This window comes from Halioxenophilus sp. WMMB6 (genome assembly GCF_033283405.1).
Taxonomy (GTDB): domain Bacteria; phylum Pseudomonadota; class Gammaproteobacteria; order Pseudomonadales; family Cellvibrionaceae; genus Halioxenophilus.
This window is the reverse complement of record NZ_JAWMQR010000004.1, coordinates 155,676-179,609: the sequence shown is the minus strand read 5'-3', so window position 1 is coordinate 179,609 and position 23,934 is coordinate 155,676. Positions and strand designations below refer to the sequence as shown.

23 protein-coding genes are annotated in these 23,934 nt (G+C 57.7%); 9 read left to right on the top strand and 14 right to left on the bottom strand.

Annotated features, from left to right (window positions below):
- Positions 1-24: 24 nt before the first annotated feature.
- The 4 genes from accC to SBL51_RS12595 form a co-directional block, all read right to left on the bottom strand.
- Positions 25-1,365: an acetyl-CoA carboxylase biotin carboxylase subunit gene (gene accC, locus SBL51_RS12610; RefSeq protein ID WP_317931321.1), complete on the bottom strand. Its 1,341-nt coding sequence runs from the start codon at positions 1,363-1,365 to the stop codon at positions 25-27.
- A gap of 48 nt (positions 1,366-1,413) precedes the next feature.
- Positions 1,414-1,878 (bottom strand): acetyl-CoA carboxylase biotin carboxyl carrier protein, encoded by a 465-nt coding sequence (gene accB, locus SBL51_RS12605; RefSeq protein WP_317931320.1) that lies wholly within the window; start codon positions 1,876-1,878, stop codon positions 1,414-1,416.
- A 51-nt stretch (positions 1,879-1,929) separates the two neighbouring features.
- A complete protein-coding gene (aroQ, locus tag SBL51_RS12600) occupies positions 1,930-2,370 on the bottom strand; it encodes a type II 3-dehydroquinate dehydratase (RefSeq protein ID WP_317931319.1) in 441 nt (146 codons plus the stop codon).
- A 273-nt stretch (positions 2,371-2,643) separates the two neighbouring features.
- Positions 2,644-4,449 (bottom strand): protein-disulfide reductase DsbD, encoded by a 1,806-nt coding sequence (locus SBL51_RS12595; protein WP_317931318.1) that lies wholly within the window; start codon positions 4,447-4,449, stop codon positions 2,644-2,646.
- Positions 4,450-4,687: 238 nt separating this feature from the next.
- Between SBL51_RS12595 and SBL51_RS12590 the strand changes: the two genes are divergently transcribed.
- The 3 genes from SBL51_RS12590 to SBL51_RS12580 all read left to right on the top strand — a co-directional run bounded on the left by SBL51_RS12590 (position 4,688) and on the right by SBL51_RS12580 (position 8,948).
- The gene (locus SBL51_RS12590) at positions 4,688-5,410 is read left to right on the top strand and encodes a hypothetical protein (RefSeq protein ID WP_317931317.1); all 723 of its coding nucleotides are present in this window, start codon (positions 4,688-4,690) and stop codon (positions 5,408-5,410) included.
- Between the two features lie 91 nt (positions 5,411-5,501).
- Positions 5,502-6,566, top strand: coding sequence for a DUF2333 family protein (locus SBL51_RS12585; RefSeq protein ID WP_317931316.1), 1,065 nt, complete (start codon positions 5,502-5,504; stop codon positions 6,564-6,566).
- A gap of 9 nt (positions 6,567-6,575) precedes the next feature.
- Positions 6,576-8,948: a DNA polymerase II gene (locus tag SBL51_RS12580; protein ID WP_317931315.1), complete on the top strand. Its 2,373-nt coding sequence runs from the start codon at positions 6,576-6,578 to the stop codon at positions 8,946-8,948.
- 30 nt (positions 8,949-8,978) lie between these two features.
- Here the strand turns inward: SBL51_RS12580 and SBL51_RS12575 are convergent, their stop codons facing one another.
- The gene (locus SBL51_RS12575; protein WP_317931314.1) at positions 8,979-9,413 is read right to left on the bottom strand and encodes a globin; all 435 of its coding nucleotides are present in this window, start codon (positions 9,411-9,413) and stop codon (positions 8,979-8,981) included.
- 376 nt (positions 9,414-9,789) lie between these two features.
- On the opposite strand from SBL51_RS12575, the gene SBL51_RS12570 reads away from it, so the two are divergent.
- Positions 9,790-10,344: a metal-dependent hydrolase gene (locus tag SBL51_RS12570; RefSeq protein ID WP_317931313.1), complete on the top strand. Its 555-nt coding sequence runs from the start codon at positions 9,790-9,792 to the stop codon at positions 10,342-10,344.
- A 22-nt stretch (positions 10,345-10,366) separates the two neighbouring features.
- Here SBL51_RS12570 and SBL51_RS12565 read toward each other — a convergent pair whose 3' ends face one another.
- Positions 10,367-10,783, bottom strand: coding sequence for a hypothetical protein (locus SBL51_RS12565; protein WP_317931312.1), 417 nt, complete (start codon positions 10,781-10,783; stop codon positions 10,367-10,369).
- A 176-nt stretch (positions 10,784-10,959) separates the two neighbouring features.
- Here SBL51_RS12565 and SBL51_RS12560 point away from each other — a divergent pair, with 176 nt between their 5' ends.
- Complete coding sequence (locus SBL51_RS12560) at positions 10,960-11,535, top strand: PhnA domain-containing protein (RefSeq protein ID WP_317931311.1); 576 nt, start codon at positions 10,960-10,962, stop codon at positions 11,533-11,535.
- Positions 11,536-11,667: 132 nt separating this feature from the next.
- The gene (locus SBL51_RS12555) at positions 11,668-12,168 is read left to right on the top strand and encodes a dihydrofolate reductase (protein ID WP_317931310.1); all 501 of its coding nucleotides are present in this window, start codon (positions 11,668-11,670) and stop codon (positions 12,166-12,168) included.
- On the opposite strand, the gene SBL51_RS12550 is transcribed toward SBL51_RS12555, so the two are convergent.
- Together SBL51_RS12550 and SBL51_RS12545 are read right to left on the bottom strand one after the other, a co-directional pair.
- Positions 12,165-12,656, bottom strand: a complete 492-nt coding sequence (locus SBL51_RS12550; RefSeq protein WP_317931309.1) for a hypothetical protein — start codon at positions 12,654-12,656, stop codon at positions 12,165-12,167. The genes SBL51_RS12555 and SBL51_RS12550 overlap by 4 nt on opposite strands.
- 130 nt (positions 12,657-12,786) lie before the next feature.
- Positions 12,787-13,893, bottom strand: a complete 1,107-nt coding sequence (locus SBL51_RS12545) for a phosphoribosylaminoimidazolesuccinocarboxamide synthase (protein WP_317931308.1) — start codon at positions 13,891-13,893, stop codon at positions 12,787-12,789.
- A 413-nt stretch (positions 13,894-14,306) separates the two neighbouring features.
- Here SBL51_RS12545 and SBL51_RS12540 point away from each other — a divergent pair, with 413 nt between their 5' ends.
- Positions 14,307-14,711, top strand: a complete 405-nt coding sequence (locus tag SBL51_RS12540; RefSeq protein ID WP_317931307.1) for an energy transducer TonB — start codon at positions 14,307-14,309, stop codon at positions 14,709-14,711.
- Positions 14,712-14,817: 106 nt separating this feature from the next.
- Here SBL51_RS12540 and SBL51_RS12535 read toward each other — a convergent pair whose 3' ends face one another.
- The 5 genes from SBL51_RS12535 to SBL51_RS12515 form a co-directional block, all read right to left on the bottom strand.
- On the bottom strand, positions 14,818-15,078 hold the full coding sequence (locus tag SBL51_RS12535; RefSeq protein ID WP_317931457.1) for a hypothetical protein: 261 nt from the start codon (positions 15,076-15,078) through the stop codon (positions 14,818-14,820).
- A gap of 158 nt (positions 15,079-15,236) precedes the next feature.
- The gene (locus tag SBL51_RS12530; RefSeq protein WP_317931450.1) at positions 15,237-18,023 is read right to left on the bottom strand and encodes a valine--tRNA ligase; all 2,787 of its coding nucleotides are present in this window, start codon (positions 18,021-18,023) and stop codon (positions 15,237-15,239) included.
- Positions 18,024-18,179: 156 nt separating this feature from the next.
- The gene (locus tag SBL51_RS12525; RefSeq protein WP_317931306.1) at positions 18,180-18,920 is read right to left on the bottom strand and encodes a hypothetical protein; all 741 of its coding nucleotides are present in this window, start codon (positions 18,918-18,920) and stop codon (positions 18,180-18,182) included.
- Between the two features lie 119 nt (positions 18,921-19,039).
- Complete coding sequence (locus SBL51_RS12520; RefSeq protein ID WP_317931305.1) at positions 19,040-19,468, bottom strand: DNA polymerase III subunit chi; 429 nt, start codon at positions 19,466-19,468, stop codon at positions 19,040-19,042.
- Positions 19,469-19,476: 8 nt separating this feature from the next.
- On the bottom strand, positions 19,477-20,970 hold the full coding sequence (locus SBL51_RS12515) for a leucyl aminopeptidase (protein ID WP_317931304.1): 1,494 nt from the start codon (positions 20,968-20,970) through the stop codon (positions 19,477-19,479).
- A gap of 279 nt (positions 20,971-21,249) precedes the next feature.
- On the opposite strand from SBL51_RS12515, the gene lptF reads away from it, so the two are divergent.
- Together lptF and lptG are read left to right on the top strand one after the other, a co-directional pair.
- Positions 21,250-22,413 (top strand): LPS export ABC transporter permease LptF, encoded by a 1,164-nt coding sequence (gene lptF, locus SBL51_RS12510; protein ID WP_317931303.1) that lies wholly within the window; start codon positions 21,250-21,252, stop codon positions 22,411-22,413.
- Positions 22,406-23,467: an LPS export ABC transporter permease LptG gene (lptG, locus tag SBL51_RS12505; protein ID WP_317931302.1), complete on the top strand. Its 1,062-nt coding sequence runs from the start codon at positions 22,406-22,408 to the stop codon at positions 23,465-23,467. Before lptF ends, lptG begins: the two co-directional genes overlap by 8 nt.
- Here the strand turns inward: lptG and SBL51_RS12500 are convergent, their stop codons facing one another.
- On the bottom strand, positions 23,468-23,929 hold the full coding sequence (locus SBL51_RS12500; RefSeq protein WP_317931301.1) for an RDD family protein: 462 nt from the start codon (positions 23,927-23,929) through the stop codon (positions 23,468-23,470). It abuts the gene before it with no gap.
- Positions 23,930-23,934: the final 5 nt, after the last annotated feature.

The following is a 23,934-nucleotide window of genomic DNA, read 5'->3' as shown; positions in this document are numbered from 1 at the left end:
CTGGCAGAGATCGCTGGGTCGCGCTTATAAGCCCAGTTTTTTCTCCAGGTAGTGGATGTTAACACCACCTTCACGGAAGCCGGAATCGCGTACCAGGTCCTGTTGCAGGGGGATGTTGGTGCGAATGCCGTCAATCACCAGTTCATCCAGCGCCACTCGCATCTTGTTGAGAGCTTCGATGCGGCTGTCGGCGTAGGTGATGATTTTGGCAATCATCGAGTCGTAGTTGGCGGGCACGGTGTAGTTGCTGTAGAGGTGCGAATCGACACGCACGCCCAGCCCGCCTGGGGTGTGGAAGTTTTTCACGGTACCTGGGCAGGGGATGAAGGTTTTCGGGTCCTCGGCGTTGATCCGGCACTCAAAAGCGTGGCCGTGCAGCTTAACATCACTCTGCTTGATGGAGAGCTTCTCACCGGTACAGACGCGAATCTGCTCTTTGATCAGATCGATGCCGGTGACCATCTCGGTGACCGGGTGCTCTACCTGGATGCGGGTGTTCATCTCGATAAAGTAAAAACGGCCATCTTCATAGAGGAACTCGAAGGTGCCGGCACCTTTGTAGCCGATCTCAATACAGGCTTTGGTGCAGGATTCATACACCTCTTGGCGGACTTCATCCGGGATGCCCGGTGCCGGGGCCTCTTCCAACACCTTCTGATGGCGGCGCTGCAGAGAACAGTCGCGGTCGTAGAGGTGGATGGCGTTACCCTGGCCGTCGGCGAGCACCTGAACCTCCACGTGCCGTGGATTCTGCAGGAATTTCTCCATATAGACGGTATCGTCGCCAAAGGCGGCGCCGGCTTCGGCTTTGGTGACGTGAATCGAGTTGAGCAGCGCCGATTCGGTGTGCACCACGCGCATACCGCGGCCACCGCCACCAGCAGCAGCTTTAATAATGACTGGGTAACCGATCTCCCGGGCGATGCGCAGGCACGCCTCTTTATCTTCCGGCAGCGGTCCGTTGGAACCGGGCACGGTTGGTACGCCCGCCTGTTTCATCGCTTTAATGGCTGAGACCTTATCGCCCATCAGCCGGATGACGTCGGCGCTGGGGCCGATAAAGACAAACCCGCTCTTCTGCACCTGTTCGGCAAAGTCGGCGTTTTCGGCCAGGAAGCCGTAGCCGGGGTGGACGCCGGCGGAGTCGGTGATCTCCATGGCGGAGATGATCGCCGGGATGTTCAGATAGCTTTTGTTGGAGGGGTTGGGGCCGATGCAGACCGATTCGTCCGCCAGGCGCACGTGTTTTAGATCCCGGTCGACAGTTGAGTGTACCGCCACCGTCTGAATGCCCAGCTCCTTGCAGGCACGCAGCACCCGCAGCGCAATCTCACCGCGGTTGGCAATAAGAATTTTGTTAATCATTTAAGCCAGCTCCCGAAAGTTGCTTAATGCGTCGCTTAGGTGACTGGCTCAAACAATAGTGACCAGCGGTTGATCGAACTCTACCGGTTCGCCATCTTCCACCAAAATGGCTTCGATAACACCGGATTTGTCGGCTTCGATCTGGTTCATCATTTTCATCGCTTCGACGATACAGATGGTATCGCCCACTTTGACGTGCTGGCCAACGGCCACGAAGGAGGGTGAACCTGGGCTTGGGGCAGCATAGAAGGTACCGACCATCGGTGATTTGACCACGTGGCCGTTAATGGCGGGCGCCGGCGCCGGTGCTTCGGCGGCGGGTGCTGGTGCCGGGGCGGGTGCCGCGGCGGGTGCGGGTGCCGCTACCGGCATGGGCATGGCGGCCATGGCGGCGGTGGCGAAGCTGCTGCCGCGACTGATGCGGACGGACTCTTCGCCTTCCTTGATCTCGATTTCTCCGATATCGGATTCCTCGAGGATTTCAATCAGTTTTTTAATTTTACGAATGTCCATGATGGCTCTCTTTCTTTGTTCTTGACCATGGCGACAATGCCGCCGTTGTGATTAGTTGGTTGTGTTATCGATTGCGCTTAACAGGGCCAATTCGTAGCCCTTGGCGCCTAGCCCACAAATCACGCCGACTGCGATATCCGACAGATAGGAGTGCTGACGAAAAGCTTCCCGTGCGTGTACGTTGGAGATGTGTATTTCGATAAAAGGTATGGCAACGCCACTCAGTGCGTCCCGCAGGGCGATACTGGTGTGGGTATAGGCGCCGGGATTGATCACAATGAAGTCGATGCCATCGGTTCTGGCCTGATGGACCCGGTCGACCAGGGCGCCTTCGGAGTTGCTTTGGAAGTTTTGCAAGCTATGGCCTTGGCTGCTGGCCAGCTGTTCCAGGGACTGATTGATATCGGCCAGGGTGGTGCTGCCGTAAACCTCGGGTTCACGGGTGCCAAGAAGGTTCAAATTGGGACCATGCAGTACCAGGAATGAAGCCATAGGTGAAAATTAGACAGATCAGTAGGGTGGATTGTTTGTAATGGCGGGAGTGTGCCTGAAACTGCCGGCAGTGTCTATGCCTGGATATTTAAAACGTGGTGTTTGCAGCAAATGCCTGCAAGATAGCGAAAGTTAGCGTAATTTTTTGTGGCTATTTGCTTGCTGGAGCTGGTTGATCGCAACGCATTAGTGCCATTTAGGCGCATTTGTCCGCGTGTTAGCCGAGGATAGGGTCAATATCTTACAAAGTCGACTAACGTGCTGTTATTTTCGTTAATTTTCGGCCAATGTGACGCCATCTTTCGAGTTTATGGTGGTGATTACGATCTCTGGTGTGAGTAGCTGTGGCAAAACCACCGCCTGGGCATCGGCGCTGGGTGGGAAATAGAGGTAAAGCGGTACCCCGGAGCGGCCATATTTCTTCAGTAGTTCGGTGATCATCGGGTCGGCGTTGGTCCAGTCGCCCTTTAAACCCTGAATGCCTCGCGCTTGCATGGCAGCGCGCACCCGCTCGGTGCCCAGGGCTACCCGCTCATTGGCCAGGCAGGTTATGCACCAGGAGGCGGTCAGATTAACAAACACCGGCCGCTGCTCCTGGCGTAGGCTGGCCAGTTTCTCCGGTGTGTAGCTCTGCCACAGTGGGTCGGTGGTGGGGGGGTGGTAGCTGAAGGTGCCGATGCCAACCACTATCAGGCAGGCCGCCGCCACACCGCGGCCAAGCCAAAGGCCCTTGCCGTGGTTGGGCAGGTGGCGCAGCAGCCAGGCGGCAAAAGCGATGAGTACCAAGCCGGCGGCTACCCAGAAGAGGTGGTTGCTGTCGGTTTGGTTTGCCACCACCCACAAAAGCCAAACGCAGGAGAGGTAGAGTGGGAAGGCCAGCGCCTGTTTCAGGGTCTCCATCCAGGGGCCGGGTTTGGGTAGAACCTTAGCCAGTTGCGGCAGGTGAGTTAATAGCAGGAAGGGCAGCGCCATGCCAAAACCCAGGGCGGCGAAGATCGACAGAGCGATGACCGTCGGCTGAGTGACGGCATAGCCCAGGGCCGCCCCCATCATTGGTGCCGTACAGGGGCTGGCCACCACCGAGGCCAGGGCACCGGTCATCCAGGAGTGGTGCAGCTGGTTGCCCTGGGTGGCATTTTGGCCGATACCCATCAGGCTGTTGCCCAGGTTAAGCACGCCGGAAAAGCTCAGCCCCATCAGGAAGAAGAGGTAGAGCAGCAGGGTGATCACCGCCGGGGACTGCAGCTGAAAGCCCCAGCCGATGGCTTCGCCACTGGCGCGCAAAATTAACATAACGGTGGCAATGGCCACAAAGGTGGTGACACAGCCGGCGGCGTAGGCCCAACCGTGCAGATGCAGGCGGTGGTTGCTCTGGTGAGAGTTGGCCAGGCTCAGTGCTTTAATGGAGAGCACCGGGAACACACAGGGCATCAGGTTGAGAATGATGCCGCCGAGCATGGCAAACAGCATGCTGGTCAACCAGATGCTGGCTGAAAAGGGGGTGCTGGTGCCGGTGCTTTGGTTGTCACTGCCACCGGCAGGCCCGGCACTGCCGCCACCTGGGGCCGCGGCTGCGTTCTCCAGGATTGGGCTGCTGTCATCACTGACGGTGAAGTACTGCTTGTAGGGCGGATAACAGAGGCCGGCATCGGCACAGCCCTGGGAGGTGACCTCCAGGGTATAAGGGGGGGTGGGCAGGTCACTTAACAGAACCTGGGTCTGGTGGTAGAAGATCTCCACCTCTTCCTGGAAGTAGTCGTCATACTTGCGCTTGCCGGGTTCGAAACTGGCCGGCAGGTTGGTCTGATCAATCTTGAATTTAAACTTGGCCTGGTAGAGGTAGTAACCGGGGGCAATCTGCCAGTCGAGTGCCAGTTTGCCGGCCTCTGGCCGGGTGATCTGTACCCGGTAGGCCTCTTCTACCGGCAGGAAGCTCTCCTCCTGTGGCTCGAGCCCGAGGCTGTTGGCTTGGCTGGAGCCGCCCAGGCCCAAGGTGTCTGCCGCCTGCACGGGGGCGGTGAGGAACAGGGCGGGGAGGCAGAGTATTAGAAGAGGGTGGATCAGGCTGCTGCGCTTCATGGCCAAGTAAAATTTTCCGCGGTTGCTAGGGTGAGTTCTGTCTGTGAAGTTTAGGTCACGCCGGCCGTAGTGGTGGTTTCTATTGTCCGGTATGATTTCCAGCGCACATTTTGACACTAACGAGTGCAATTATGATCACAAAGAGTGGCATTATTGCGGCTGTTTATTCACGTTTTTTTCAAATTGGTTGAATAGAGTGTCAAAGCTAACCAGAAATTTCATAAGTCTAGGAATTTTGTTGCCCTCGCTGGTGTTGCTTACCGGCTGTGGTGCCTCCCTATCTGCCAAAACCAACGCGCCAGCGGTGGTCGAACCCGCGGTGGTTGCGGCACCGCCACCACCGGCGCCGGCCAAGGTCGACCCGCGCGAACGCTTGGTTACCCGCCTGCTGGCCCAGGCGGAGTATGCCCTCTCCCAGGATCAGCTGACCACGCCGGAGTACGACAACGCCGTCGACCGCTATCGAGCGGTGCTGTTGGTGGCGCCCAAGGAGCCGCGCGCTCAAGCCGGGCTGGAGAAGGTGGTGCAGCGTTACTGCCAGATGGCCATGGCCGTAGGCAAGCTGGGCGATTATGGTAAGGCGGCGAGCTTCCTGGCTACCGCCGAGGGTATAGTTGCCGACAGCAACAGTATAGCCAGCACCCGGGCAGCGCTGGTGGAGTTGCGTCGCACCCAGCCGGAAGAAGAGGAAGAGGTGGCGCTGGAGTCCAAAGGCGAGCCGCTCTCGGAGATCAAGCTGCCCACCAAGGCGCTGGCCAATCGCGACCAGACATTAACCAGCTCCCTGGCGCAATTGGCCCAGCGCGTGCAGAAGAGCGATCTGTTTGTTTTGATTGTGTCGCGCACTGATGCCGAGGGGCGCTGGATCTATCAACAGATGAAAGAGGCCGTTCCCGGCTACCGCCTGCGCGGTAACATTCAACTGGGGCGGGAGCCGAAAATAGTCCTGCAGGCACTCTAATTTGCGCCATGGGTGGGTGTTTTGCGGCCAATGGCCGATACTAAAGAGAATTACAGAGCAGGTGGGCGTCAGCCCGGTTTAGGGGAAGGTTATGGTTTTAAACGCCGTCACACGGCCGTGGATCCGATTGCGAGGCTGGTTTCGACGCTGGCGCGAGGAGCGTGAGGATAGTCGCCTCTGGTGGTGGCTATTGTGGTTTCTGCTCATCTACCTGCTGGTGTCCGCCGTGGTCGGTATGTTCTGGAGTGTGGCACCGGATCAGTTCGATGTGGTGGCGCAGACTCAGGCGCGGACCGGTGCCAGCAGCGATGCCCGGCCGGTGACCGGTTCGGTCACCACCGCCACCACCATTCAGCTGGTCGAGACACTGCTCAATAAGCGCGGCGGCTACCTCACCAACGACATCACGCCACCGGGGCTCTGGCTCGATAACCAGCCCAACTGGGAGTACGGTGTGTTGGTACAGGTGCGCGATATGAGCAAGGCGCTGCGCGAATCCTTCAGCCGCTCGCAAACCCAATCCACCGAAGATGAAGATCTGGCCAAGGCCGAGGCGCGTTTTAACTTCGATAACAACAACTGGATGCTGCCCTCCACCGAGTCGCAGTACCAGGAGGGGATCGAATTTCTGGAGGCCTACCTCGATCGTTTGGTGGATGAAGACCAAACCAACGCTCAATTCTATGCCCGGGCCGATAATCTGCGTTATTGGTTGGCGACGGTGGAAACCCGCCTGGGCAGCCTCTCCCAGAAGTTGACCGCCAGTGTCGGTCAGCGGCGCATCAACACCGACCTGGCCGGTGAAAGTGATGCCACCCAGTCAACCGCGGCGCCGAAAGAGATTCTGGTGAAAACCCCCTGGTCTGAAATCGACGATGTCTTCTTTGAAACCCGCGGCAGTGCCTGGGCGCTGCTGCATCTGTTGCGCGCGGTGGAGCAGGATTTTGGGGCGGTGCTCGACAAGAAAAATGCGCGGGTCAGCCTGCAACAGATTATCCGCGAGCTGGAAGCGACCCAGGACTTTATATACAGCCCCATGATTCTTAACGGCGATGGCTTTGGCTTTGTCGCCAACCACTCGCTGGTGATGGCCTCCTACATCAGCCGCGCCAACGCGGCGTTGATCGACCTGCGCACCCTGTTGGAACAGGGTTAAACCTCAGCGGTGAGCGCTTCCAAGCCGGGTGAGATTAGCGGCTTCATCCTCACCCGCCACTGGCACGACCGGGAGCCGGGCGTCGAGCTCGAGTTCTGGCTGTCCACCGACCAGGGTCCCCACCGGGTGACCGTCGCCGAACAGGAGGCGGTCTTCTTTATTCGCCAGGCTGACCTGGCCAAGGTGCAGCCGGTGCTTGGCCTGCAGCGCGGCTGGCGGGTGCAAAATCTCGACCTCTTTAGCCACACCTTCGAGCCGGTGGCGGCGCTCTACTTTAAAAGTTACAAACGTGCCCGCGATGCCGCGCAGCTGTTGCGCCGGCAGATACCGGTGTGGGAGGCCGATATCCGCCCACCGGAGCGCTTTTTGATGGAGCGCTTTATCCACTCGGATGTCACGCTGCTGGGCGAGCCGACCAGCCACCAGGGTTTTCCTCTGCTCACCAATCCTCAGTGGCGCCCGGCCGCGGTGGCGCCCGCTTTTAAGGTGGCGTCGGTGGATATCGAAACCGATATGCAGGCGGCCGAGCTCTACTCCATTGCCGTTTATACCGAAAGTGAAAGGCGGGTGTTTATGGTGGGTGAAGGTGCCGGTGAGGAGGCGTCTGGTGAAGCGTTTGAGCTGCACTTTTGCCCGACCCAGACGGCGTGCCTGCTCGCTTTTTTTGAGTGGCTGCAACGGGCAGACCCGGACATCTTAATCGGCTGGAATTTTATCGGCTTTGACCTGTGGGTGTTGAGCAACCTCTGCCGTCATTTTGGGGTGGACTTCGCCATTGGCCGCCTGGGCCGTGAGCCCAGTTGGCGGGCCGACCCGGACGACCCGGAGAAACGCTATATTTCGATTCCCGGGCGTATTGCCCTGGATGGCATTGAGCTGTTGCGCACCGCCTTTTACCAGTTTGAGAGCTTCGCCCTGGGGGCGGTGGCGAGACAGCTGTTGGGGGCCGATAAACTGCTCTCCGGTGGCGACCGCGGCGAGCAGATCACCGATTGGTTCCACAGCCATAAAGCGCAATTGGCGCGCTACAACCTGAAGGATTGTGAGTTGGTGTGGGAGATCTTTGCCCACACCCAACTGCTGGAGTTCGCCCGTGCCAAGAGCCAGATGACGGGTCTGCCTCTGGACCGCATTGGCGGCTCGGCGGCGGCGTTTGAGTTCTCCTACCTGCCCAGATTGCACCGCAAGGGTTATGTCGCCCCCAATATCGGCGAGAATAAAATCGACCTGGTCAGCCCCGGTGGCTATGTGCTCGACTCCCAGCCGGGGCTGTTTCGCCAGGTGTTGCTGTTCGACTTTAAAAGCCTGTACCCCAGCATTATTCGCAGCTTCAACATCGATCCCTACGCCTTCTGGTACGCCGAGCACCACCAATTGCCGGCCGAGCAGGTGGTGGCGGGCTTTAACGACGCCCGCTTTGCCCGGGAGGAGTCGATTCTGCCGGGGCTGGTGGCCAACCTTTGGCAGCGCCGGGATGAGGCCAAGGCGCACCACAATCAGCCCCTTTCGCAGGCGATAAAAATTATTATGAACGCCTACTACGGCGTGCTGGGCTCGCCCCTGTGCCGCTTTTTCGATCCGCGTGTGGCTAGCTCCATCACCTTGCGTGGCCACCAGATACTGCAGCAGACCCAGGCCTGGTTCGAGCAACAGGGCTATCGGGTGATCTACGGCGACACCGATTCGGTGTTTGTCTGGCTGGGGGATGAGAGCCCGGAGGCCGGGGGCGAGCCGGTTGGTCGAGCCCTGGCGACCGCGTTAAATCAGTACTGGCGCGACTTCCTGCGGGATGAATACGGCCTCAGCTCCTATCTTGAGATTCAGTTCGAGAGTCATTTCAGCCGCTTTTTTATGCCCAAAATTCGCGGCCAGGAGACCGGCAGCAAAAAACGCTACGCCGGCCTGGTGCACACCGCCAATGGTTCCAAGCTGCTGTTTCGCGGCCTGGAGGCGGTGCGTAGCGACTGGACACCGCTGGCGCGGCGTTTTCAGCAATCGCTGTTTGAGCGGGTTTTCCACAACCGTGAGTATCGCGCGTTTATCAGTGCCGAAGTGGAGCAGCTGTTGGCTGGCGAGCTCGATGCGTTGTTGGTCTATCGCAAGCGCCTGCGCCGGCCGTTGGATGACTATGAGGCCATCAGCCCGCCCCATGTGCAGGCGGCCCGCAAGCTGGCGGCGGCCGGCCATAAAATTCGCAAGGGCGACTGGATAGAGTATGTGTGGACTACCCGCGGCCCCGAAGCCACTGCCCTGGCCGAAGGGGCGGCGATCGATTACGAACACTATTTGGAAAAACAGATGGCGCCGGTGGTGGATGGTTTGCTGGCCACGCTCGGCACCAGTTTTCAGGCCATTACCAACCGCCAATTCAAACTCTTTTAGGGAGGGGTGTTGGAAGGCAAGGGGCTGCCGCTATTTTTTGCAGATAAATTTCACGTAGGTGATGCCGGGCGCCAAGGTTAGGCGCCAGGCCAACTCGTCTTTATCGGTGAAGGAGTTATCGCGCAGGTAGAGCGCTTCCATCAGGCTGTCGAGCCAGACATCAAACAGATAAGTCGGCACATTTTTACCCCGCTTGCCGTGGGCCTGGGCGAGTTTTTCCAGCGCCGGCGAGATCTCTTTGGTACGGGAGAAGTCGATCAAGGTCTCCAGTGAGTCGTGCAGCATGGTTTTTTGCGCGCTCATGTTGGTGTGGGCAAAGAGGTTGGCGACCACATCCGACTTGGCCAAAAAAATCCGATAAAAATCTTCGATTAACTCCACGTTGTAACATCCGTGGCCCATTAATTTGTCTACGCTGTCGTTAAAGCGCTGCTCATAGTTGAGATCAGTGCGGGACGTTGACATAGGCATTCTCACTATTTTTGGGTGAACGGAGCGTCAGCGTAGTGTGACTATTGTTGTGCGGCGTCATCGGTTGTGCGACGACGTCGTGCGGCTGTTTTTAGCAAACCGGCTTGTGGTCCGGCATTGAGGGGTTTTACCGAACCTGACCTGAGCTGACAACTAGCAAAAAGTCGTAAAGCTTTACCTGGATATTCGATCCCAGCGCGACAGGCTGGCGCTCTGGCCAGGCCGCAGGCGACTCTACAGTGCCGGCTGCAGTGGCGGGTTAATCGATATCAAGAGGCACGCGGTAATTGGCAATGAATCCCTGCCGGGTTGGCGGGGTGCTGCGCCGCTGGGCAGGATGTTGACGCCATTTATTTAGAGGAGGAGTCGGGTGGCGACCCCAATAGTACACGCCGGATTGGCGATGATAGCTGTCTCCACGCCCTTTTATTGGCAGCGGCAGTTCAGCCTGAGCAAGTACGGCGCCAGCCTCGCGGCAGCGGCGTTATTGGCCTGCCTGCCCGATTTTGATCTGCTGGTCTCTCTGCTCTGCACTGGTGATATTCGCACCTGGCACTTTGGCATCAGCCACAGCTACCTCTTCGCGCTGGTTACCGCGCTTGTGTGCCGCAGCTGGTTGCCATATGACAAGTGTTGGTGGGTGTTTGGCCTGGTGGCCAGCCACGTGCTGATTGACTCATTGACTGGGGCGGAGCTGGGTTGGCATTCAGCGGTAGAGATTCACCCCTGGTGGCCGCTGCCGGTGGGCGCCCTGCAAGCGCCAGTAACACTCTTTTATGGCGTTTACCACGGCAACTGGCTGGCGCCATACAATATGCAGGTGGTCAGTGGCGACCTGCTCGCCTTTGCGCTGCCAGCCGCCTCGGTGGTGGCGGTGGTGCTGGTTGAGAAACTCAGCGCCCGGGTCTATCGCCAAGGCGGTTAGCGGATTCTTTTTGGGGGTGCTGTTACCACTGCCGCTCGATTACCTCGCCTTCCAGGGTCACCGGGAAGCGCTTGCGCGCCGGCCGGCCCTGGAGGCGGGCGATGGGCAGTTGCAGAATATTGGTGAGCAGCGCGTTGACGATCGCCTTCAGATCCTGATCCGCCTGCTCGAAGGAGGTTTCGGCGATCCGTTGTTTTTGGTTGTCGTCCAGTGGTGACTGCTGCAGCACCTGAATACGCTCAATCAGTGTGGCGGCAACATCCTTACCCTCCACCAGGGCGTGTTCCACCTCTTCGGCGATTTCGTCCAGTAGCCCTAAAGTGACGCCATTGACCAATTGGTAGTGCATTTTCCAAGCCCATTGCCAGGGCGCCCAATAGAGACGGGCGAGGTTGGCGGGGTGCCAGGGCAGGCTGACGTTGATTGCGTTGAAAATCATCGAGGGTGCCTCACGGTTGGGGAGGGTGGTGGCACAGTCTACCATCATCTCTGTGACGGGAAAGTGGTGACTGGGCGGCCAATTCACGGCGGCCAAAACCCCTCATTTCTGGTATGCTTGCCGCTCGCTGCCGCCCTGGGCGGAAATATTTAAATTTGAAGATGGTTGCTACGCCCATGACACAAACACCGGCTCTTGCCCGCGCCAATGGTCACTGTGAACTCTGCTCTGTGGAGGCCGAATTATCCGATTATCCGCTGCCCAACTCCGAGGGTATTGCAGCCGAGGAGGCCAGTGTCGCGCTCTGCGCCACCTGTCTGGAGCAGCTCGACGCCGAGCCACTGGATGATAAATATTGGCTCTGTCTACAAGCCAGTGCCTGGAGCCCCTACGCGGCGGTGCAGGTGTTGGCTCACCGCACCCTGGGTCGCTTGGCGGATCAAACCTGGGCGGTGGATCTGCAGGAGTCGATGTTTATGGAGGAGGATGTCCGCCAGTGGGCCGAGCAGGGGCAGGCTTCTGCCGGTAGTGCCGAAGGCGGTGCCACGGTCGACTGCCATGGTTCGCCGTTGGCCGCCGGTGACACGGTAACGATTATCAAAGATCTGGATGTGAAAGGCGCCAACATGGTGGCCAAGCGCGGCACCGCCGTGCGCAATATCAGCTTGTCGGACAACCCGGAGCATATCGAAGGGCGCGTGAATGGCCAGCGGATTGTACTGCTGACCAAATTCGTTAAAAAATCGAGTTAAGCTGGCGCGGCAGTTTGCCCGACTTGAATTAGCAACTCCTCTGCACATCTGCCGCTCCAAGCTGGTAGATGTGCAACGCCTCTCCAGCCCACCCGCAATCACCTAGCAATCCACTGAATCAATTACACACCTATGGCCCGAATCAACGTCATTTTCGCCCGTTCAAAAAATCACTGTATTGGTAAAGAGGGCTCGCTGCCCTGGCACCTGCCCAAAGAGTATGCCCATTTCAAACGCACGACCCTGGGCCACCCAATCATCATGGGGCGCAAAACCTATGAGGATCACAACTCGGTGTTACCTGGGCGGTTGAATATTGTCATCACCCGCCAGGCGGACTATCAGGCCTTGCCGGGTATTGTTTTGGTGGCAACGCTGGAAGAGGCGATTGAGGTGGCCAAAAAAGAGAGCGATGAGATTTTTATCATCGGTGGTGTGGAGTTCTTCACCCGTGGTTATGCCATCGCCGACCGGGTCTTTGAAACGGTGGTGGATGTCGAGGTTGCAGGCGATGCCTATCTACCCCCTTTCGATTTCAGCCAGTGGCAGACGCAGGTGTTATTGGATAGCGAGCCTGACGAACGCAATGCGCTCCATTTTATTGCCTATGAGCACACCCGCCGGGCCGGTTAGGCGATCAGTTTGCGCGACGCCATAAAGGTCTGTTGAATGATCAGGGCGTCGGTGCTGGCACGGTGTCGCTTGACGTTCAGCTGGTTGATTACGTCCAGCTTGACGCGATCCCAGCAGGCAATCTGCTCGTCGGGCAGCAGCGCCTCAATGGGACTCAGGATGAATTGCATCGGCAGGCCGGCCTGAAAGAAGAGTTTATCCAGCCAGGGTTTATCGACCACCCAGCAATCGGAGTAGGTCTGCTGGCCGGCCAATAACAGATTGAGTTCGTGGGCCACTTCATGGCCGTTATGGCCGCGCTGCTCCAGCAGTGAGCGGCTGATGCCATGCATGGCGGCGGCTTCATTCGACCAGTACTGCCACTCGGGAAAGGGTTTGATCAGGCGTGAGAAGCGGCGGCCATTGGCCAGCACGGCGCCCACCTCAATGGGGTAGCTGTCCGGGCCGAAGCCGGAGGCTTCTATATCGATAATCACCGGTGCAAACATGCCGCTACCCGCCACCCTTTTATAGTTCGTTATTTCCAGTGACGCATCGCAATGCAAATAGCAAACCGATTTATCGCGGTGACGACTATTTTTTCTTTGAGCCGGGGGGGGCGGGCTCTGCCCGTGCACCTCAGTCGTCAATCAAATCGTAATCGCGGGCGAGTATGTCGATAATCTCCTGGCGGGGATTATCGGACAGTTGCAGCGGTTTGCCGGTAATGGCGCTGGCCATGTCGGTATAGGTCTTTGATACCTGGGCAAAGATCTCGGCCGGCAGGCGGGTATTGGCGGCCAAGGCCTCCCGCTCGGGCATACGCTCCTTGTTGAGCAGTACGTCGGCGTCGGGCACTGTGTTCAACAGCGCCTGGCGGAAAAACTCTTTGGAGTTCTCCACTATCTTGCCTGCGTGCAGCGCCTCGCTATCCCACAGACGGGATGAGTCCGGGGTGCCCACCTCGTCCATGTAGATCATCTTCTCTTCGCCGCTGGCGTCTTTCACATAGCCAAACTCAAATTTGGTATCGACAAAGGTCTGGCCGATTTTGGCCAGGGCTTCAGAGATCACGGCAAAGCCCTGGGTTAGCAGGGTTTCGTAGGTGGTGATATCGGCCACGGAGTTAAAGCCGAAGGCGGCGAAATTGGCCTCCAGGTCAGCCCGGCTGATGTTGACGTCGTCGGCCTCCGGTACCCCGGGAATGCCGCGCAGAATCCCCTTGGTGGAGGGGGTGATCAGCAGGTTGGGCAGCAGCTGGTTCTGAGTTAGCCCCTCGGGCAGGCGCTCGCCGCAGAAGCGGCGCTCGCCCTTACTGTAGGCCCGCCACATGGAGCCGGTGATGTACTGCCGGGCAATGGCCTCAATTTTGACGGGCCGCGCTTTTTGCACCACCCAAACCAGGGGGTGGGGGACTTCCAAAATATGGCTGGCGGCGAGCTTGTGCTCGCGAAACAGCTCAAACCAGTGGTTGGCGATGGTGTTCAGCGCCGCCCCTTTGCCCGGTACTCCGTTCAGCCCCCCTTCCGCCTGCCAGACGCAATCAAAGGCCGAGAGCCGATCGCTAATGACCATAATCGCCAGCGGCGTGTTGGCCGGCAGGTCGTAGCCACGCTCGGCAATAATTCGGGCACTGTCAGCCTCGGTCAGCCAATAGACAGATCGCACTTTACCGCTGTGTACGGGAAGTGAGGTTCGAATCGGCAAATCGTCATTGACTGCCAGCACTTGTTGCGCCGAGCTCATTGGAGTTCCTTTGGCTGTGGGTTGGAGGGGCGATTTTAGCAGAAGCGGTTTACTGCAAGCTATGTGGTTTCAAGGCTCTCGATGAGAGTCCTGTCTGGGTGTGTGGATTAAACGGTTAATTGTGGTGCGCCTCGGTGATTGGCACGTTAATCGTGCACCAAAGGGAGCTGTTGGGCTTATCCGGTTAAATTTGCTCACCGCTCAGTAGGTATTGTGATCCGGTTGTCAATAAAAAGTAATGCATCGGTGTTGACTATGGATATTCAATGTATATACTAAATCTATGCGCGGCTACTGAGGTAGATCAAGTGGCCGGTTTTATGGAACACGAGGACTTACCCCCAAAGTGTTTGTTAAGTGATCGGGACCGGCAGACGTCTCTGCATGGTGCCCATTCAACGGGAGTTAAAATAATGAAGAAAGTTGTACAAACACTGTTGGTGGCCTTCACTTTCCTGGGTCTCCAGCAAGTTCAAGCTGATGAAGCCAAAGCCGTAAAAGCGGATTTCTTTAATGTAGCCGATATTGCCACAATTCACGAGGTGGAACCTGCCTACCCGAAATTGGCAATGCGCACCGGCGTTGAAGGTTACGTGATTCTCTCCTATAACCTGGACGCTTCCGGCAAGCCGATTGATATCAAAGTGGTGGAAGAGCACCCCCGTCGTGTCTTTGCCGAAGCAGCCATTCGCGCGCTCAAAGCCTCGCGTTATGAGGTAGTGGATCAAGCTGGCACTGCCTACGTTGTGAAAGGCCTGGCCCGTCGCTACGACTTCCAATTCCCGGAAGAGCTCATGGCCAGAACCGCCCGTCGCTAAACATCGCTGGTAACGCGCCCAATAAAAAACCCGGTTTTAATAACCGGGTTTTTTTTGTCTGTTGCTTGCCGCTAAGCCGTAGTCGGTAGAGATGGGATAGTCAGGATTAGTCCTTGGCTGCGGCCTCAGAGTCCTCCTCGGAACTCTCCACCACAATGGTGTCGGCGTCGTCATCCTCTGATTCAGTGCCACTATCGGGATCGTTCTGCTCGATAAATTCCCGTATAAAGAGACGAATTTCCCGGGCAGCACTGGTGTCCAGGTGTTCGCAAAGGTTGATAAAGCGTTCGCGTTCATCACTGTTGATGCGAATAATCAGCTGGCTGTCTTTCTTTTTGACCTTGTGCTTTTTCTTTGAACTTCCCATCTAAGATCCTTTTTATGCCAGCCAGTTTGAATGGATAGTCGCCCGAAAAACACGTGTATGCGTGGCTGAAAGGCAATGTATATACGCGGGGATTTTAGCGACGCAGCCCAAAAAGGCAAGTTTTGAATAGCCTGCGTCGCTGGTTAATCCACTAAAGTCTAATCGTCCAGTGTACTGATTTTGACCTTCTGTTCCTGCAGTTTGGCCAGTGACGTTTGGTAGTCGGCGAGCTTGGCGCGCTCCTTCTCGACCACATCCGCTGGCGCATTGGCGACAAATTTTTCGTTGCCCAGTTTGCCCTCAATACGGCTGGCCTCTTTGGTCAGGCGGTCAATCTCTTTGCTGAGACGAGCCAACTCGGCCTCTACATCAATCAGCCCAGCCATGGGCACAAACAGCTCCATCTGGCCGGCCAGGCCGGTGGCGCTGGGCGGCAGTTCGGCGTCGGTTGGCAGCCAGGTGATGCTCTCCAGGTTGGCCAGTCTGATCAGGAAGGTTGCGTTGGTGGCCAGGCGTGGCTGATCTCCGGCGTCGGCGCTGCGGGCCAATACCGGGAATTTCTTCGCCGGTGGAATATTCATGGCGCTGCGAATATTGCGCAGGGTGGTGATCACCTCTTTCAGCCACTCGATATCGGCGATCGCCTCTTCATCAATTTTGCCACCGTCGGCCACAGGGTAAGTTGCGTACATGATGGTATCGCCGCTGGCGCCGGCCAGGGCTTTCACCTTCTGCCAGATCTCTTCGGTGATAAATGGCATAAAGGGGTGGGCCAGGCGCAGTGTGGTTTCCAACACCCGTACCAGGGTGCGGCGGGTACCCATTTTTTGCGCGGCGCTGTAGTCATCGCTGTTAAGTACGGGTTTACAGAGCTCCAGGTACCAACTGCAGTACTCGGACCAGACGAAACTGTGCAGTGCCTGCGAGGCGAGGTCGAAACGGTAGGTTTCCAGGCCTTCAATGATGGCTGCTTCCGCCTGTTGCAGGCGGGCGATAATCCAGCGGTCGACCAGGGATAGTTCGTAATCGCTCTCGCCGCTTTCACCGCAGGGCTGACCCTCACAGTTCATTAATACAAAATTGGCGGCGTTCCAGATTTTGTTACAGAAGTTGCGGAAGCCCTCGATACGGCCGACATCGAAATTGATATCGCGACCGGTGGAGGCCAGCGAGTAGTAGGTAAAGCGTAGAGCGTCGGTACCATAGGCGGCAATGCCGTCCTTGAATTCTGCCCGGGTCTGTTTTTCGATTTTGGCTTTCAACTGCGGCTGCATCATGCCGGAGGTGCGTTTGGCCAGCAGTGGTTCCAGCTCGATGCCGTCGATCAGGTCGATGGGGTCGAGCACGTTGCCTTTCGATTTCGACATCTTCTGGCCGTGGCTGTCGCGCACCAGGCCGTGCACGTAAACAGTTTTAAACGGTACCTGCTTCTGGAAGTGCAGCGTCATCATGATCATGCGCGCCACCCAGAAGAAGATGATGTCGAAGCCGGTTACCAGCACCGAGGTGGGGTGGAAGGTTTTCAGCCACTCGGTGGATTCCGGCCAGCCCAGGGTGCCAAAGGTCCACAGGCCGGAGGAGAACCAGGTGTCGAGCACGTCTTCATCCTGGCGCAGGTTGATTTTGGCAGAGAGGCCATGTTTCTGTCGTACGTCGGCTTCATCGCGGCCGACGTAGATATTACCGGCGTCGTCGTACCAGGCGGGAATGCGGTGGCCCCACCAGAGTTGGCGGGAGATGCACCAGTCCTGGATGTCGCGCATCCAGGCGAAGTACATATTTTCGTACTGCTTGGGTACGAATTGAATGTCGCCGGATTCAACCGCTTTGATCGCCTGTTCGGCCAGAGGGGCGGTCTTCACATACCACTGGTCGGTGAGGTAGGGCTCGATAACCACGCCGGTGCGGTCACCACGCGGCACTTTCAGTTTGTGGTCGTCGATCTTCTCCAGGAGACCCAGAGCTTCGAGGTCAGCCACCACCTGTTTGCGGGCGGCGAAACGCTCCTGGCCGCGATATTTTTCCGGCACCTGGTCGTTGAGGTGGGCAGTATCGTCGAAGATATTGATCATGGGCAGCGAGTGGCGCTGGCCCATCTCGTAGTCGTTGAAGTCGTGGGCTGGGGTGATCTTCACGCAGCCGGTGCCGAACTCCGGGTCGACATAGTCGTCGGCGATGATGGGAATTTCGCGGCCGACCAAAGGCAGCAAAATACGTTTGCCGATCAGATCCTGGTAGCGCTCGTCGTTGGGGTTAACGGCGACGGCGGTATCGCCGAGCATGGTTTCCGGGCGGGTGGTGGCCACCACCAGGTAGCGGTCCGGGCCGCCGTCACCATTGGCCAGCGGGTAGCGGAAGTGCCACAGGTGGCCGTTCTCCTCCTCGCTGATTACCTCCAGGTCGGAGACGGCGGTTTTCAATACCGGGTCCCAGTTAACCAGGCGCTTGCCGCGATAGATGAGGCCATCTTCGTGCAGGCGGATAAACACCTCCTGCACGGCTTTATAGAAGCCCTCGTCCATGGTGAAGCGCTCGGTGCTCCAGTCGGGCGAGGCGCCCAGGCGGCGCAGCTGTTGGGTGATCTGTCCGCCGGAGAGCTCCTTCCACTGCCACACGCGCTCGATGAACTTCTCCCGGCCGAGATCGTGGCGGGTTTTGCCCTCGCTGGCCAGCAGTCGTTCCACCACCATCTGGGTGGCGATACCGGCGTGGTCGGTGCCCACCTGCCACAGGGTTTTATCGCCTTTCATGCGGTGGTAGCGAATCAGGGCATCCATGATGGACTCCTGAAACCCGTGCCCCATGTGTAGATAACCGGTGACGTTGGGTGGTGGGATCATGATGCAGTAAGGGTCGCCATCGCCGCGGGGGGCGAAGTAGCCTTTGCTCTCCCACTCGCTGTAGCGGGCCTGCTCAATATCTGCCGGCTGATAGGTTTTCGCCATGGGCGCGTTGGATTCAGGCTCTCGAGATTCGGACATAATAGAGGTGATAGTGCTGGTGGTTGTGGTCTGATTGGGCGTGTGCAAAATCGGGTTAGTTGTTCGCTCGGCCACAGTTTATAGGCCATCGGCGGCGAAAAGCCGGCAATTATACCTTGGCTAGGGCTCGCCTAACAGGCGTTTTAGCTCCATTCGCAGGCGCTGTTCAATTTCCGGAAGATAGCGCTCGACCAGGGAGTCGACCAGGCTCTCGAGCTGTTCTGTGGAGGGCTGCGGTGGGGTGGAACTCTGGCCCGATTTGCTGCTGGGGTGTTCATCAAACAGGGAGGTTTGAATCTCTTTGGCGCCGCGTCGAAAGGCGCTTTTACCCGTACGTGACTGGCCGCGTGCGGCAGTCGATTTTTGGGATGAAGGGTTGGCTGGAGTCACGGGTTTTTCTTTAAACAAACTATCGGTCAACGGACTTTCTTTAAATGGACGGTGGTTAAATGGCCGGCTTTTGCCTGGATGGCTACTGCTTGGGTTATTAATTCTGGCGTTGCTATTTTGAGCTTGGTTATTTTGGGCCTTGTTATTAAGTGGTGGTGCTCCCGTTGCCGCAGGTTGTGGATTATTACCGGGGCTGGCTGTGGCCAGCGGTTTTGCCTGGGGCTTATCAAACAGCGAGGGCGGTGCCGAAGGTTGGGATTTCTCTAGCGAGCGGTGCAGTGCTTCCAGCTCGGCCAGTGCCCGCTGGGTGAACTCAGAAAATTCCAACTGTCGCTGCTTCTGTTCACCCGGCTCGCTGCCGGCTGTTGCCGCTTGCGAATGTTCACCGCCGAGCAGATCGCTAACACTCTTTAATTCAGAGAAAATTATTTTCTCTGTGGAGTCCTGGCGTGACTTCGACGGATCTGACATATCAGTGCATTCCTGCCCATTCAGACGCGGTGACGGGCTACAGTATGCCGGCACTCCCCCCACGCACTCAAGCGTTAAACCGCGGGCATTAGAAAATTGTGCAACCCGACCAATGGGGCTTACACATTGTGTGAGCGAATGGGGTAGCCGCGGGATTTATAAAACTGATAAGCGCTGCGACTCTGCGCCAGGCAGGTCGGCTCCTGAATCACCACTTCCAACAAACGGTGAAAGCGCGAGAAATGTTTTTCGATAATGCCATCGGTTAAGTTGATGATGACATCGTGGCAGTAAGCGGGTGGCTCTGCGGCGCAGATCAGCACCGGGTCGTTGGCTTTGGTGGTGGGCTCGATCACCTGGTGGGCAATAAATGAGACCGGCCGACTGGCCCAGAGCTGTTCGCTTAGTGCGTTGCTTTGGTCGGTGCCGGCCGTGGCGATCACCAGTTGATGATGAGAGGCGAGGATCTTCTCCGCCAGGCGCGCGACAAAAGCCAAACGCGCCTGTGGGTCTGCTTGCGGCAGAATATAAAAATCAATCTGCGTCAACGCGGCGCCTATTTTTTGCCGACTTTGCTGAGCATATATTCCACCAGCAGCGGTACCGGGCGACCCGTGGCGCCTTTCAGGTTGCCGGAGTGCCAGGCGACGCCGGCGATATCCAGGTGTGCCCAGGTGAAGCCCTCCGTAAAGCGGGAGAGGAAACAGGCCGCGGTGATGCTGCCGCCGTGGGGGCCGCCGATGTTGGCGATATCGGCGAAGTTACTGTCGAGCTGTTTTTGGTACTCATCGCCCATGGGCATGTGCCAGGCTTTATCACACACCGCCTGACTCAACTGTGCCAGCTCCCCGGCCATGGCGTCGTCGTTGCTGTAGAGGCCGGACATATGTTTGCCAAGGGCGACGATGCAGGCACCGGTAAGGGTGGCGATGTCGATGATGGATTGAGGTTTGAAGCGTTCGACGTAGGTGAGGGCATCACACAGAATCAGGCGGCCCTCGGCGTCGGTGTTGAGCACTTCGATGGTTTTGCCCGACATGGAGGTGATCACATCACCCGGTTTGGTGGCTTTGCCATTGGGCATGTTTTCCGCGGCGGCGACCACAGCCACTACATTAATGGCCGGTGCCAGGGTCAGCAGAGTTTTCATTGCACCGAAAACGCTGGCCGCACCGCACATATCGAATTTCATCTCATCCATGCCGAGGCCGGGCTTCAGGCTGATGCCGCCGGAGTCGAAGGTGATGCCCTTGCCGACCAGGGCGTGGGGTTTCACGGTTTTGGCTGCGCCCTTGTACTCCATCACAATCAGGTGAGCCTCCTGGTCGCTACCGGCCGCTACCGACAGCAGCGAACCCATACCTAGCTCGCGCATCTCTTTCTCTTTTAAGATTTTTACGCTCAATTTGGGCTGGTTGCGGGCCAGGCTGCGCGCCTGGCTGGCGAGGTAGGCGGGCGTGCAGTAGTTGCCGGGCAGGTTGCCCAGTTCACGGGTGAGGTTCATCCCTTCACCAACGGCGGCACCGTGGCTCAGCCCTTTTTTGGCGGCGGCCAGCAGTTTTTTATCGGCCACAACGTAGTTTACGGCTTTCAGGGCGACGGGTTTGCGCTTCTCGGATTTGGTGGTGTCGTATTGGTACGAGGAGAGGGTGATTTCGCGGGCGACCTGGCTTGCCTGCCAGCTGTCGTCGGCGCCCTTGACGGCGATAGTGTCGAGGGCGATGGCCGCAGTTTTAATCGATTTACTGTACAGCTTGCCGGCAATGTTGCGCGCAACCTTTTGGAATTGATCGCGGCTGAGCGGGCTGGTTTTACCCAGGCCAACCACCAGCAGGCGTTTAACGGAGCCCAGTGCCAGGCCGGGCAGCAGGGTGGTGGCACCCAGGCCGGTTTTAATATCGCCGGCGCGGATCAGTTCGCTGAGCTGGCCCTTGAGCAGTTTATCAACACTGGTAAACGCTGCGTTTTGTTGGTCGCCTTCACTGGCGGCGACAACCAGGCAATCCGCTTTCAATTGCTCAATGGAGGTATCTTTCGCTTGAAAATTCATTCGAGATTCCGCTTGTCTATTCTGGAGGTTTTCGGGAGCTGATCGAGACAAAAACCCTTCTTTAGCCGATAATGCCTAAACTTTTTTGGGGTTGGTTCGTCCTAGTGACCGCTTCCGCCGATACTTGGCTCTCGCCACCGGCAGATGGAGCAGCAGTATACGCGATCCGCGTGAATATGGGCGAATCGAGATTCGCCGGTGTCGGTTCCGCTTAACGGCTAGGGCACAAGAGTCCAATGGCAACGAAACCAGCGGCAAATACCTCAAACTGAAAAGACATTGACCATCGCGCTCGGCGATAACGGGCGCAGACAAGCAGATCGACGCATTTTGATTATCTTCCGTTATTTAACACGTGAAATTCTGACTGGCACCTTTGCAATCAACATCGTCTTGTTGTTTGTCATACTCAGCAGCCGGTTTGGCCGATTTCTCAATGAGGCTGTTTCCGGGCGAATCTCCGCCGACGTTCTCTTTTCTGTTATCGCCCTGCGCATACCGGTGATTTTAGAACTGGTGCTGCCACTCAGTTTTTTTATCGCGCTGCTGTTTGCACTGGGGCGTCTCTACATCGACAGCGAGATCACCGCCCTGAGCAGTTGCGGTTACAGCCGTCGAAAGCTGCTGTGGCATGCCAGTGGCTCGGCCTTTTTTATCGCGGCGCTGGTGGCGCTGCTGAGCCTCTGGTTGAGCCCTTTAAGTCTCGATCAATCCAATTCCATCCTGGAGCGCGAGCGTGCCCGGCATGAGTTTGAAACCCTGAGTCCCGGACAATTTCAGGTGTTGAGCGAAACCGGTTCGGTGATCTACACCGAAGCCATGAGCGCCGATCGCAAGATTTTACAAAACGTCTTTGCCGCCGACCTCAATCTCGGCGATGAGGGGGGCAATCAACGGCCGGTGGTGTTGGTGAAAGCCAGCGCCGGCGAGCAGATCTACGACGACCAATATCAGCGTAAGTATCTGCGCATCAGCGATGGTGTTCGTGTTGAGGGTGAACCCGGCAGCCTGAACTACCGTGTTGTCGAATTTGAGTCCTATGCCCAGCTGTTGGAGGAGGCTCAGATCCGCTACAAGTCGGCTCACGACCGTATGCCCACCCTGGCTTTAATGAAAGAGCAGGATGCTGAGGCGGAAGCGGCCCTGCATTGGCGCTTTAGTATGCCGGTATTGGTTATGGTACTGGTGTTGCTGGGTGTGCCTCTGGCACAGACCGACCCCCGCCGTGGCCGTTACACGAAGATGATTCCAGCGGTGCTTTTGTACATGGGTTATCTGGTGGTGCTCAATGCTACCCGTGGCTCCATTGAGGATGGCGACCTGCCAGCCAATCGGCTCTGGTGGGTGCACGCCGGTGCCATTGTGGTGGGGCTCTTTATTTTCAACAGCGATCTGTTGGGCCGCCTGCTGCTCAGCCGCCGGAGGCAGAACAGCCATGCGTAGGCTCTCCAGTTACATCGGGCGCACAGTAACCAGCACTATTTTGGTGGTGTTGCTGGTCATTGTGGGGTTGGACGCGCTCTTCAGCCTGATCGAAGAGTTCACCGACCTGCGCAACAACTACGACGTGCCCGCCGCCTTCACCTATGTTCTGTTCAGCCTGCCCGGCCGCTTTGTGCTCTATGTGCCCTATGCGGCTCTGGTCGGCTGCCTGATCGGATTGGGGCTGCTGGCCGGCACCAGTGAGCTGGTGGTGATGCGCGCTGCCGGGATCTCCATTTTGCGTATCAGCTGGCTGGTGCTGAAACCGGTGCTCTGGTTTGTGGTGTTGGCGATGGCGCTGGGCGAAGTGGTGACGCCAATCTCCGACCAGATGGCGCTGAGCGGCCGAGCACTGGCGCAAGGGGGGGATCGCGCGCAGGGTTTTGAACAGGGTTTCTGGACCCGGGAAGGGGACGAGTTCATCCATGTCAATGCGGTGTTGGCCAATGGCAAGCTCTACGGCCTGAGCCGCTATCGCTACGATGACAACGGCCAGCTGCGCTCCAGCAGCTTTGCCCGCTCGGCTCTCTACCAAGGGGATCACTGGTTGGAAGAGGATGTGGTGGAAACCGTTATCCGCCCGGAATATACGCAAACCCAGCAGATCACCCTGCGCCCCTGGCAATCCAATCTCAATCCCCAGCTGCTGAAGGTTCTGGTGCTGTCCAGTGATGCCATGGCAGTGCGCGATCTCTACACCTACGCCAATTATCGGCACCAGCAGGGGCTGCAGGAGGATAAGCTGTGGCTCGCCTTCTGGCAGAAAACCCTGCAGCCACTGGCTACCATCAGCTTAGTGTTGGTGGCAATCTCGTTTGTGTTTGGGCCGCTGCGTCAAGTGACCACCGGCTTTCGGGTGTTTGTTGGTGTGATGGTGGGGGTGGCCTTTAAAACCAGCCAGGCGATTCTGGGCCCGGCCAGCCTGGTGTTTGGTTTCTCACCCTTAATTGCGGTGTTGGCGCCTATACTGTTGTGCCTGGGCGCTGGCCTCTGGATGATTACCCGCTATCGCTAACTATTTGCGGTTTTTGGGCAGCAGCAATACTTTGGTTTGGCTGAGCCGGTCGTGCAAGGTGAGGTGGTCTCGGTCCAGCCACTGCCACCAATAGCCAGCCCCCAGTGCGGCAAAGGAGAGGCCGGCCAGTAGGGCGCGGGCGATACAAGCCAGCCAGCTGGGCCGTTGATTATCCATATTCACCAGGCGCAGTCGCCAGGCGCGCATGCCCAGGGTTTGTCCGCCCCGCCGCCAGAAGAAGGCAAAAAAGAGCACCAGTACCGTGATCCAGCCGAGCAGCCCCGGCAGCCCCAACGTGGCTCTCTCCCCCGCCTGCAGTTGATAACCCAAAATCTTCATTTTCAGTGTCAGTGCGATGCTGCCATAGGCCATGCTGACGGCGGCAATCAGTAGGGAATCATAGAGGAGGGCGGCGAGCTTACGCCATAGTGGTGCGTGTGGGTATGGGGATGGTTCGGTCATGAGGA